We start from the raw sequence: 11,714 nt of genomic DNA, 5'->3' as shown, positions 1-11,714 counted from the left end.
CGGCCGCGACCTGGGCAGTTTCACGGTACGCAGACGGGGGCGAACGCCCGTGCGCTGCGGGGGGAAGCGGACGGAGCAGGACAAGTGAACGAGAGAGCTGTGTCAGGGCGGAGCCCTGCCGCGAACCGGCCCCGGCGGCGCAGCGTCGTCGCGGCCATGGCCGCTCTGGCTGCGGCCGCCTCCACCGCGCTCACGTCGTGTTCCGTACCGTCTCCCCGGCGCACCGGCCCCGTGGCCGATCCGGCTCCCGGGATGCACATCACCACCTCGCGGCGCGCGCAACTGATGCAGATACTCGCCCACCCGGACGACGACCTGTACTTCATGAACCCGGACGCCCAGCTGATGCTGGACTCGGGTGTCCCCCTGGTCTGCGTCTACGTCACGGCCGGCGAGCACAACGGCATCAACCACATACCGGGGCGGGACGACGAGCCCGCCGACAAGGGCGCCTACTCCTCCGCCCGTCACCAGGGCCTGCGCCAGGCGTACGCGAGCCTGCTCGGCCTGGACAAGTTCGCCCAGTGGCAGAAGGGCGTCGCCACCCTGCGCGGCGACCGGCGGGCGGAGATCAACACGCTCGCCCACGGCAACCGCCGCGTCGAGCTGGTCTTCATCAATCTGTCGATGCACGCCCCGCGCCGCTGGACGGCCCTGCCCAGTCTCTGGCACGACCGCGCGCTGAGCATACGGACGGCGATCGCCGACGACTCCCCCGTCCGCCGGGCCGACAGCTACGACTACGACGACCTCATAGACGTCCTCGTGGGTTTGATGGAGCGGTACCGGCCGACCGTGATCCACACCCTCGACCCCGATCCGGACATCCAGTTCAGCGACGAGGCGACCCGCAAGCGGGACAGCGAGCAGCCCGGCTTCTCGGACCACGCCGACCACACCGCCGTGGCGTGCTTCAGCTGGGCGGCCATGGTGCGCTGGGTCGCCGAGAGCACCAAGGACGGCGGCGGGATACCGGCCTTCGTCGCGACCTCCTTCCGCGGCTACTACAACCGGCACTGGCCGAAGAACCTGCCGCAGCGGGTGATCGCGCGAAAGGCGGCGAACCTCGTCCCCTACGGCGGCGACCCGGACTGGGAGTGCGGCAACAGCGGGGGCTGCGGCGACTACAACGTCGGCGGGACCCGGCCCCTGACCAACAAGAAGGGCTGGGTGCGGTCGACGCACCACCGCTATCCCGGCGCCCGACCGGCCGTCGCCACCGAGCCGGACGGCCGCCTCGTCGCCTACGGGGTGCTGGGACTGCGTGCCGTGCGCTGGCGGGAGACCGAGCGGGGCAGCGGGAACTGGGGCGAGCCGGACGATCTCGGCGGCGGACCGCTCGCGCCGACGCTGGGAACGGCGGCACTGGCGGACGGCCGACGGCTCGTCTTCGCACTGCGGTTCTCCGAACTCAACGGACACCGAGGGGGCAACGCCCGGGAGATCGTGCTGCTCGAGCAGCGCACGCCGGGCGGGGGGTTCCACGCATGGCGGGGGCTGGGGAACCCGGAGCGCTCGGACAGCCGTGGGCGGCGCATCGGTGTGCCGGTCGCCGTCGCCGCGCCCGACGGGCGGGTCCATCTGTTCGTGCGCAACGCCGACAAGGGCGTGAGCAGCCGGGTCCGTGACGCCGACGGCGGCTGGGGCGCGTGGCATGCGCTGGACGGGGACGCCGCGGTCCAGGACGGTCTGTCCGCCGTGGTGGACGGCGCCGGCCGGGTCCATGTCTTCGGTACGGGGCACGACACGGTCCACCACTGGACGCAGGACGCACCCGGCGAGCCGCTGCGCCACCGCCCCGCCGGCCGGCTCCCGGCCGCCGTGGACCGGCCCGCCGTGCTGGCGGGTCCGGGAACGGGCGGCTCCGTGCAGCTGCTGTACCGGACGGAGGCGCCGTGGCGGCGTGAGTCGCCGACGGACTCGCGCGGCAGTGCGTCCCCCGAGGCGGTCCGGTACACGGCGGCCGGCGAGCGGCTCCCCGGCATCCGCTTCGACGGGTACGGGCCGCTCACCGCGGCCGCAGCGCCCGAAGCCGCCGGGCCGGACGCCGCAGGGCCGCTGGGCCACGTTCTGCTCGGGCGGGACCTGCACGGCCGGATCCAGCTGCACCACGCCGGCCGGCTGCTGACCCGTACCGCCGGCGCGCTGTCCCTGGACGCTCCGGCGCTGCACGTCGACGCCGTCGGGCCCACGGTCGTGGGGCTGGGACCGGACGCCCACCCGTGGAACTGGTCTCCGGGCACGGCGGCGGCCACGGCGGGCCAGGACCCGGCAGCGCCACCCGCACGGATCGCGATGCGAGACCCGTCATGAGACCCGGCGCGGGACCCCACCCGGATCCTCACGCAGAACCTCACGCGGATCCTCACGCGGACCCCGGTGCAGAACCCCACCCAGAAACCTGGCGCGGAAACGACGCAGCGGGATGTTCCAGGGCGAGGCCCCGGAACATCCCGCTGTGTCGTTCACAGCTCCCGCGTCACATCACTTGCTGAAGTAGCCCGTGATGTCCGCGATCAGGTGGACCGTTCCGTCCCAGTTGTAGAAGTTGATCTTGCCGTTGACCACCGGCACGATCACCAGGTTGGGGACGGTCTCCCCCTGCACATAGTTCAGGCTGGACGCGCTCGTGCGCGCCGTGCCGTCCGGGTAGACCGCCGCGTAGCTGTGCGGGGCGGTGGGCTGGGTCGCCGTCACGTTCAGCACGACCGCGGTCACACCCGACGCGGGGACGCCCTGGACGCCGGAGACCTGGAGGGTGACGACACCGCCGTCACCGACCGGCGCCTTCGGCACACCCAGACCGCTACGGGTGTCCATCAGCCGCTTCGGCGTGAGGTTGTAGTGAGACGCGCCTTCGCCGCCCGCCCTGAAGTACCCGGTGACGTCGGCGATCAGGTGGACCGTTCCGTCCCAGTTGTAGAAGTTCACCTTGCCGTTGACCACCGGCACGATCACCAGGTTCGGCGTCGTCTGGCCCTGCACGAAGTTGAGGCTGGACGCGCTCGTACGCTCCGTGCCGTCCGGGTAGACCGCCACATAGCTGTGCGGAGCCGTGGGCTGGGTCGCCGTCACGTTCAGCACGACCGCGCTGACGTCGGCCGGCACGTCCTGGACACCCGCGACCTGGAGGGTGACGACACCACCGTCACCGACCGGCGCCTTCGGCACACCCAGACCGCTACGGGTGTCCATCAGCCGCTGCGGCGTCACCGGGAAGTGCGTCGCCCCGTCTGCGGCGGCGGCACCGCTCATGTAGTAGCCGGTGACGTCGGCGATCAGGTGGACCGTTCCGTCCCGGTTGTAGAAGTTCACCTTGCCGTTGACGAGCGGCACGATCACCAGGTTCGGCTTCGTCTGGCCCTGCACGAAGTTGAGGCTGGAGGCGCTCGTACGCTCCGTGCCGTCGGGGTAGACCGACACATAGCTGTGCGGGGCCGTGGGCTGGGTCGCCGTCACGTTCAGCACCACCGCACCGACGCCGGTGGCCGGGATGCCCTGGACGCCTGCGACGTCGAGGGTGACGACACCGCCGTCACCGACCGGCGCCTTCGGCACACCCAGACCGATACGGGTGTCCATCAGCCGCTTCGGCGTCACCGGGAAGTAGCTCTTCGGGTGGGGCACCGTCACCGTTGCCGCGGTGACGGAGGTCGCCTTTCCGGACTGGTGCACGGCCTTGACCGACACCCGGTGCGTGCCGGGCGTCAGCGTCGCCGTGGCCTTGCGCGCGTTCCCCTCGACGGTCGCCGCCGTCGCACCGTCGACCAGCAGCTCGAACCTGGAGATCAGCGAGCTGGGCGTGGTGGTGGACCAGTTGACGGTGACCGGCCCGGGGCTCTCGTAACCGCTGCCGACCGCAACGGCGCCACCTCCCACCGAGGTCACCTTGAGGTTCTGCACGGGACCGGCGGCCAGCGTGCGGATGGTGGGCAGCTGCGGGTACAGCTTCATGCCCGGGCACTGGGTGTTGAAGCCGTCGCGGTGACCGGAGATCTGGTCGAACTCGTACGACTGCCCGGCGGTGAAACGCTGCCCGTGGTAGTTCGTCTGCGTGGCGCCGGCGACCAGCATCGTCTTGCCCGCCGGGTCACCCCCGTACTGGCCGAGCTTGTACGCGGCCATCCGCGCCACCGACGTCTGCGCGGCGTCGGACGCGCCGACGTCCGTGTAGTCGCCGATGACGGAGACGCCCGTCGACTCGGAGTTGAAGCCGTAGGTGTGCGCGCCCTGGACGGGCTGGTCGATGCCGCCCTGGCGGCCCTCGAAGATCGTGCCGCACTTGTCGACGAGGAAGTTGTAGCCCAGGTCGCGCCAGCCGTTGGTCTTCACGTGGTAAACGTGCAGCGACCGGACGATGGCCGCCGACTCCGTGCAGGAGTACTCGCCAGTGGCGGTGTGGTGCACGAAGGCGGCCTTGATGACGCCGTTCTCCAGGTAGATCGGGCCCTCGTCGTTGAGGCTCTCGTCGGCGCCCCACTCGGCCCGGGTGACGACCGGCGGCTGCGGAACGGTGGACGGCGGGCCCGGCTCGGCCGCGGCAGCGGCAAAGGCGGCCGGCTCGGCGTTCAGGTCGTCTCCGGCCTGCTTCGCGCCGTCCTCCGCGATCGGGTCGACCATGTCGAGGCGAAGGCCGGACGGCAGCTTGCCGGAGGCCGCCCCGTCGCTCACCCGCACCTCGGCGCCGTCGGAGTGTCCCACCCAGACGGGCTCGGTCGAGCCGCGCTCCGCGGGACGCTCGCCGTCCAGGCCGGGCAGGTACGGCTCCAGTTCGATCCAGTCGGACCACTTACCGGTCTCCGAGTCACGGGCGCGGGCCTCGATCGTGCCCTCGATCTCGGCGTCCGGGTCGGGCCACGACACACCGAGCATGCCGAACGGCTCGGTGGTACGCCGCGACAGGGTGGCCTCGCCACGGCCCTTGGACGTGAGGGCGAGCTTGTGCACCTTGCTCTTGACCGGGCCGGTCTCGTCGGCACGTGCGCTGTATGCCGACGGAGCCTCGCCCGTCTTGTTCTGCGCTTGTGTCTCTGCTTCGGAGCCGCCCGCGATGCCCTGGACGCCCAGGACCGCTACGACACCGAGCGCCGCGGCGATTGCGGTACCGCGCACTCGTCCCAATCTCAAGTTGTCCCCACCCCTTAGTGGACATGTCACAGCTGACCCGGCGAATGCTACGGGCAGCCACTGACACACCCGTGACCGGGGTGGGGTGAATCAAGCCTGAGCACGGCTGGAAGGGAACGTGAACACACGCGGACCGCGGCCCTGCGGCACAACGGCGAGGGCCCCCGGCCCGCCGAAGAACGGCGGGCCGGGGGCCCTCAGATGACGCTCCGTCCGGAGCGGCACAGGTCGATCAGAGCAACAATTACTTGTTGATCTTGGTGACCTGGCCGGCGCCCACGGTCCGGCCACCCTCACGGATGGCGAACTTGAGGCCCTCCTCCATGGCGACCGGCTGGATCAGCTGGACGGACATGGTGGTGTTGTCGCCCGGCATGACCATCTCGGTGCCCTCGGGGAGGGTCACGACGCCGGTCACGTCCGTGGTACGGAAGTAGAACTGCGGGCGGTAGTTGTTGAAGAAGGGGGTGTGACGGCCACCCTCGTCCTTCGACAGGATGTAGGCCTGGGCCTCGAACTCGGTGTGCGGCGTGACCGAACCGGGCTTGATGATGACCTGGCCGCGCTCGACGTCCTCGCGCTTGATGCCACGGAGGAGCAGACCGACGTTCTCACCGGCCTGGCCCTCGTCGAGCAGCTTGCGGAACATCTCGATGCCGGTGACCGTGGTGGTGGTCTTCTCGGTCTTGATACCGACGATGTCGACGGTCTCGTTGACCTTCAGGACACCACGCTCGATACGACCGGTGACGACGGTTCCACGACCGGTGATCGTGAAGACGTCCTCGATCGGCATCAGGAACGGCTTGTCGACGTCACGCTCGGGCTGCGGGATCGACTCGTCGACGGCCTTCATCAGGTCGAGGACGGTCTGGCCCCACTCGGCGTCGCCCTCGAGCGCCTTGAGCGCCGAGACCTTGACGACCGGAAGGTCGTCGCCCGGGAACTCGTACTCGGAGAGGAGCTCACGCACCTCGAGCTCGACGAGCTCCAGGATCTCCTCGTCGTCCACCATGTCGGCCTTGTTCAGGGCGACGACGATGTACGGAACGCCGACCTGGCGGGCCAGGAGCACGTGCTCCTTGGTCTGCGGCATCGGGCCGTCGGTGGCGGCGACCACGAGGATGGCGCCGTCCATCTGCGCCGCACCCGTGATCATGTTCTTGATGTAGTCCGCGTGACCGGGGCAGTCGACGTGCGCGTAGTGACGCGACTCGGTCTGGTACTCGACGTGCGCGATGGAGATGGTGATACCGCGCTGGCGCTCCTCAGGAGCCTTGTCGATCTGGTCGAAGGCCGAGGCCTCGTTCAGGTCCGGGTACGCGTCATGCAGCACCTTGGTAATGGCGGCCGTGAGGGTCGTCTTACCGTGGTCGATGTGACCGATGGTGCCGATGTTGACGTGCGGCTTAGTCCGCTCGAACTTCGCCTTCGCCACTGGGGTCCTCCTGTGGAGTGGTTCTGTACGCCTTACTCATCGGCGCCAGGTGATCTTTGCTGGGATGCCGGGGCCCGGGGCATTCCCTCCGTGATGTCGGAGGAAATGCCCCAGCAGGCTCCGGTGACAAGCCTAAAGCGTGAACTCGGGTGAGTTACTCGCCCTTGGCCTTCGCGATGATCTCCTCGGCGACGTTCCGGGGAACCTCGGCGTAGGAGTCGAACTGCATCGAGTAGCTTGCGCGACCCGAGGTCTTGCTGCGGAGGTCTCCGACGTAGCCGAACATCTCCGAGAGGGGCACGAGGCCCTTCACGACGCGAGCGCCGCTGCGCTCCTCCATGGCCTGGATCTGGCCACGGCGGGAGTTGATGTCGCCGATGACCTCACCCATGTAGTCCTCGGGCGTGGTGACCTCGACGGACATCATCGGCTCGAGCAGCACGGGCGAAGCCTTGCGCGCGGCCTCCTTGAAGGCCTGCGAACCGGCGATCTTGAACGCGAGCTCGGAGGAGTCGACCTCGTGGTAGCCACCGTCGAGAAGAATGACGCGGACGCCCGTCATCTCGTAGCCGGCCAGGATGCCGAACTGCATGGCCTCCTGCGCACCCGCGTCCACCGAAGGGATGTACTCCTTGGGGATGCGGCCACCGGTGACCTTGTTCACGAACTCGTACGAGGCGTCGCCGCCCTCGATCGGCTCGATCGCAATCTGCACCTTGGCGAACTGACCGGTACCACCGGTCTGCTTCTTGTGCGTGTAGTCGTGACGCTCGACGGTCTTGCGGATCGTCTCACGGTACGCGACCTGCGGCTTGCCGACGTTCGCCTCGACCTTGAACTCGCGGCGCATACGGTCGACGAGGACGTCGAGGTGAAGCTCGCCCATACCACCGATGATGGTCTGGCCGGTCTCCTCGTCCGAGTGAACCTGGAAGGAGGGGTCCTCCTCCGCGAGACGCTGGATGGCGACACCCAGCTTCTCCTGGTCACCCTTGGACTTGGGCTCGATCGCGACCTGGATGACCGGCGCCGGGAAGTCCATGGACTCCAGGATCACCGGGTTCTTCTCGTCGCACAGGGTCTCACCGGTGGTGGTCTGCTTCAGGCCCATGACGGCGACGATGTCGCCGGCGCCCACCGAGTCGATCTCCTCACGCTTGTTCGCGTGCATGCGGTAGATCTTGCCGATGCGCTCCTTCTTGCCCTTGACGGAGTTCAGCACCGAGGTGCCGGCCTCCAGGCGACCCGAGTAGACCCGGATGAAGGTGAGCTTGCCGAGGTGCGGGTCGCTCGCGATCTTGAACGCGAGGGCCGACAGCGGCTCGCTCTCGGACGGCTTGCGCGAGACGACCGTCTCCGGGTCCTTGACGTCGTGGCCCTCGATGGCCTCGACGTCCAGGGGGGAGGGGAGGTAGCGCACAACGGCGTCGAGCAGGGGCTGAACGCCCTTGTTCTTGAACGCGGTACCACAGAACACCGGGGTGACCGTGGTGTCGCCGCCCTTGCCGGAGGCGATGGTGATACGACGGATCGCGGCGTACAGCTGCTCCTCGGTGGGCTCCTGGCCCTCGAGGTACAGCTCCATGATCTCTTCGTCGTTCTCGGCGACCGTCTCGACGAGCTTGCCGCGGTACTCCTCGGCAGCCTCGGTGTGCGTGGCCGGGATGTCGACGACGTCGTACATCTCACCCTTGGTGGCCTCGGCGGACCAGACAAGAGCCTTCATACGAACGAGGTCGACGACGCCCTTGAAGTCGGCCTCGGCACCGATCGGGAGCTGCATCACGATCGGGGTCGCGCCGAGGCGGTCCACGATCATGTCGACACAGCGGTGGAACTCGGCACCGGTGCGGTCGAGCTTGTTGACGAAGCAGATACGCGGCACGCCGTAGCGGTCCGCCTGACGCCAGACGGTCTCGGACTGCGGCTCGACACCCGCGACACCGTCGAACACGGTGACAGCACCGTCGAGGACGCGGAGCGAACGCTCCACCTCGACCGTGAAGTCGACGTGACCCGGGGTGTCGATGATGTTGATCGTGTGATCGACGTCCTCGAGCGGCCAGTGACAGGTCGTCGCGGCCGACGTGATCGTGATGCCGCGCTCCTGCTCCTGCTCCATCCAGTCCATCGTGGCAGCGCCGTCGTGGACCTCACCGATCTTGTAGCTCACACCGGTGTAGAACAGGATGCGCTCGGTGGTCGTCGTCTTGCCCGCGTCGATGTGGGCCATGATCCCGATGTTGCGGACCTTGGCCAGGTCAAGCGAAGTGGTGGCCATAAGGCTCAATCTTCTCTCGGTCTCGATGTGGGTAGCGACTACCAGCGGTAGTGCGCGAAGGCCTTGTTGGACTCGGCCATCTTGTGCGTGTCCTCACGCTTCTTGACCGAAGCGCCGAGGCCGTTGGAGGCGTCCAGCAGTTCGTTCATGAGGCGCTCGGTCATGGTCTTCTCACGGCGGGCGCGGGAGTAACCCACGACCCAGCGGAGCGCGAGAGTGGAGGCGCGACCGGGCTTGACCTCGATCGGCACCTGGTAGGTGGCACCACCGACACGGCGGGACTTGACCTCGAGGGACGGCTTGACGTTCTCGAGGGCACGCTTCAGCGTGATGACCGGGTCGGCGCCGGTCTTCTCGCGGAGGCCTTCCATGGCGCCGTAGACGATGCGCTCAGCGGTAGAACGCTTGCCGTTGAGCAGAATCTTGTTGATGAGCGAGGTCACCAGAGGAGAACCGTAAACCGGGTCGATGATGACCGGGCGCTTCGGGGCGGGGCCCTTACGAGGCATTCTTACTTCTCCTTCTTGGCGCCGTAGCGGCTGCGGGCCTGCTTGCGGTTCTTGACACCCTGGGTGTCGAGCGAGCCGCGGATGATCTTGTAACGAACACCCGGCAGGTCCTTCACACGGCCACCACGCACGAGCACGATGGAGTGCTCCTGCAGGTTGTGTCCCTCACCCGGGATGTAGGCCGTGACCTCGATGCCGGAGGTCAGACGCACACGCGCGACCTTACGCAGGGCCGAGTTCGGCTTCTTCGGGGTGGTCGTGAACACACGCGTGCAGACGCCGCGGCGCTGAGGGGAACCCTCGAGTGCGGGCGTCTTGTTCTTCTCGACCTTGTCCTGCCGGCCCTTACGGACCAGCTGCTGGATCGTAGGCACTACTTCTCCGGTTTCTGTGTGCCGTCAGTGAAGCTAACCTGAAACACCGCCGACCCACGCGGTCGGGTGTGTCGAATACTGCAGACCTCCACCGAGCAGGTGGAAGCAACGCAGATTGCGGTGGCCGATATCTGACTCGCGATGCGGTTGAAGACACGCACACGAGCCCAGGCACACCCCAGGCACAAGGTCTGAGCGTACCTATCGCATGGACTCCGGTCAAAACAAATGCCCACACGCGGGACGTCCCGCACGACCTGCGCCCGAGCCGGGCTCCCGCAGGGCTCACGCACCGCGGCAGACGCGGCCGAGGGCCGCGGTGCGGCACGGGACCGGGCACAGCGTGACACACGGCACGGCCGGCAGGACGGGGAAGGGCCGGCAGGGCACGGCGGCGGTCGGCGCGCCTGGGCCCCGGGGAATCCGTAACGACGCCGGGCGTGGCGCTGGGCACGGCCGGCCGCAGCTGCCGGGAGCCCTCTCATTGCCGGAAGTCGGCAACAGGACGGCACTCAAGACGGCTCCCCGTACGCCCTGACCCCGGCACGTGCCCGCCCGGACAATGCGGTCAGCCGAACCGTCCGGTACGAGGAGGTCCGCCGTGACCGACCACCGAGCCCGAAACGCCCACGACCTCGACGACACCACCGTCGACGTGCGCCTGACCATCATGGAATACGCAGACGTGGCCGGCGGCTACGCCGCCGCCGTGAGCGCGCCGGGCGTACCGCAGGCCGTCGTCGACGACTACGCCGTCGTCGTGGACGTGCTCGCCCTCGCCCACACTCTCCCTCCCGCCGACGTTCCACCGGTGCTCGCGGTGGGGGCACGCGCGCTGCGCCGGGTCCATCTCGCGCTCCTCGGACAGCCCCAGCCCCGGGAGACGTCATGAGCCCGCGCCCGTCGTCTCCCGCCGCCGGCCTCGACCCCGCCGGCTCGTGGCGCCCGCCGCCGGGCGTGAGCACCACGGTCTTCGTCCGTACGGTCGTGACGCACCTGGTCTGCTTCGTACTGGCCCTGGCGGTGCTGGCCGCGGCGGCGGGCGGCACCGCCGCCGCCCCGGTGCTCTTCTGTGCGCTGCTGCTCGGCTCCGGCGTCGCTCTCTCCCTCCGTCTGCGCCGGCTGCGCGAGCGGGCGAGCACCCCGCGACGGCCGCGCACCGTGGCGGCAACGCCCGGCCACGCGCTGCCACCGGCGCCGCCCCTGTCCGGGCACCGGGCCGCCGAACAGGCCGTCACCCGGTACGGGGAGCTGCTCGCGCGCCGCCCCCTCGACGGCGGCGTCCACGCCGCCGACTGGCAGATCGCACTCGACGTCTACGAGGAGGCGAAACGCGCGGAGCCGGGTCTGGTGCCGCAGATCCTCGCCCGTGGGCACGGGGCCCTGAAGCGGCTGTCCGCCGGCGACGGCGACGACCGGGAGCGGGAGAACGACCCGGCCCTCTGGAGCCGTGGCAGTGGCTCGGCCACCGTGCGGATGCCCCGGCCCGAGGGCTGGACCGGAAAGTGTCTCCTCGCGTTCGAGGGCAGCTCCCCCAGCGGTTTCCTGGTGTGTGCCAGAGTCGGCCGCCGCGGCCGGCGGGCCGTGAAGCTGGCCTCCCGCGAGCACGGCCCGGCCCTGGTCCGTGTGCCCGCTCCGGCCGCGCCCGTCGAAGGCGCCGTCACCATCGAGATCAGCACGGACGGACCATGGCGGGCCGCCCTGCTCCCGGCCCGGCAGGCACGCGCGCTCGACGGCACGGTGCACGGTGACGCCTCGGAGGTGCTGTTGAACCGCGCCGGGCACCGCCTGGCCACGTTCGAGCACCGGGGCGACGGGGATTTCGCCATCCGTGAGCCCCACGCCCATGACCCCCGGGCCGGCCGTCTGATCGCCGAGGGCGAGGGCCGGTCGTCTCTCCGGCTCGGCCTGCACGGCATCGGCGCCGTCTTCGTCGACAGCGACGACGCCTGGTCCGTGACCGTCTCCGGGACCTGAGAACCCGC

At 69.3% G+C, this 11,714-nt stretch carries 8 protein-coding genes; 3 read left to right on the top strand and 5 right to left on the bottom strand.

The annotated features are described in order from the left end of the window. Positions 1-156 precede the first annotated feature (156 nt). Positions 157-2,313 carry a PIG-L family deacetylase gene (locus OGH68_RS21745; RefSeq protein ID WP_264246462.1) on the top strand — a complete coding sequence of 719 codons (2,157 nt, stop codon included), beginning with the start codon at positions 157-159 and terminating at the stop codon, positions 2,311-2,313. A 171-nt stretch (positions 2,314-2,484) separates the two neighbouring features. On the opposite strand, the gene OGH68_RS21740 is transcribed toward OGH68_RS21745, so the two are convergent. The 5 genes from OGH68_RS21740 to rpsL all read right to left on the bottom strand — a co-directional run bounded on the left by OGH68_RS21740 (position 2,485) and on the right by rpsL (position 9,729). Continuing rightward, positions 2,485-5,112, bottom strand: coding sequence for a peptidoglycan recognition protein (locus OGH68_RS21740; RefSeq protein ID WP_264246460.1), 2,628 nt, complete (start codon positions 5,110-5,112; stop codon positions 2,485-2,487). Positions 5,113-5,371: 259 nt separating this feature from the next. Continuing rightward, positions 5,372-6,565 (bottom strand): elongation factor Tu, encoded by a 1,194-nt coding sequence (tuf, locus tag OGH68_RS21735; RefSeq protein ID WP_100108599.1) that lies wholly within the window; start codon positions 6,563-6,565, stop codon positions 5,372-5,374. A gap of 154 nt (positions 6,566-6,719) precedes the next feature. After that, entirely contained in the window at positions 6,720-8,846 is a 2,127-nt protein-coding gene (fusA, locus tag OGH68_RS21730) for an elongation factor G (RefSeq protein WP_264246458.1), read from the bottom strand. A gap of 38 nt (positions 8,847-8,884) precedes the next feature. Continuing rightward, positions 8,885-9,355, bottom strand: a complete 471-nt coding sequence (gene rpsG, locus OGH68_RS21725) for a 30S ribosomal protein S7 (RefSeq protein ID WP_006347241.1) — start codon at positions 9,353-9,355, stop codon at positions 8,885-8,887. A gap of 2 nt (positions 9,356-9,357) precedes the next feature. After that, a complete protein-coding gene (rpsL, locus tag OGH68_RS21720; protein WP_003948652.1) occupies positions 9,358-9,729 on the bottom strand; it encodes a 30S ribosomal protein S12 in 372 nt (123 codons plus the stop codon). Between the two features lie 601 nt (positions 9,730-10,330). On the opposite strand from rpsL, the gene OGH68_RS21715 reads away from it, so the two are divergent. After that, entirely contained in the window at positions 10,331-10,621 is a 291-nt protein-coding gene (locus OGH68_RS21715) for a hypothetical protein (RefSeq protein ID WP_264246457.1), read from the top strand. Beyond that, positions 10,618-11,706, top strand: a complete 1,089-nt coding sequence (locus OGH68_RS21710; protein WP_264246456.1) for a hypothetical protein — start codon at positions 10,618-10,620, stop codon at positions 11,704-11,706. Before OGH68_RS21715 ends, OGH68_RS21710 begins: the two co-directional genes overlap by 4 nt. Positions 11,707-11,714 lie beyond the last annotated feature (8 nt).

This window comes from Streptomyces peucetius (assembly GCF_025854275.1).
Lineage (GTDB): Bacteria > Actinomycetota > Actinomycetes > Streptomycetales > Streptomycetaceae > Streptomyces > Streptomyces peucetius_A.
This window is presented reverse-complemented; position numbering and strand designations above follow the sequence as displayed.

Excerpts from the sequence above, each read along its gene's own strand:
- OGH68_RS21710 (WP_264246456.1), top strand. The coding sequence starts at position 10,618 with ATGAGCCCGCGCCCGTCGTCTCCCGCCGCCGGCCTCGACCCCGCCGGC.
- rpsG (WP_006347241.1), bottom strand. The coding sequence starts at position 9,355 with ATGCCTCGTAAGGGCCCCGCCCCGAAGCGCCCGGTCATCATCGACCCG.
- OGH68_RS21745 (WP_264246462.1), top strand. The coding sequence starts at position 157 with ATGGCCGCTCTGGCTGCGGCCGCCTCCACCGCGCTCACGTCGTGTTCC.
- fusA (WP_264246458.1), bottom strand. The coding sequence starts at position 8,846 with ATGGCCACCACTTCGCTTGACCTGGCCAAGGTCCGCAACATCGGGATC.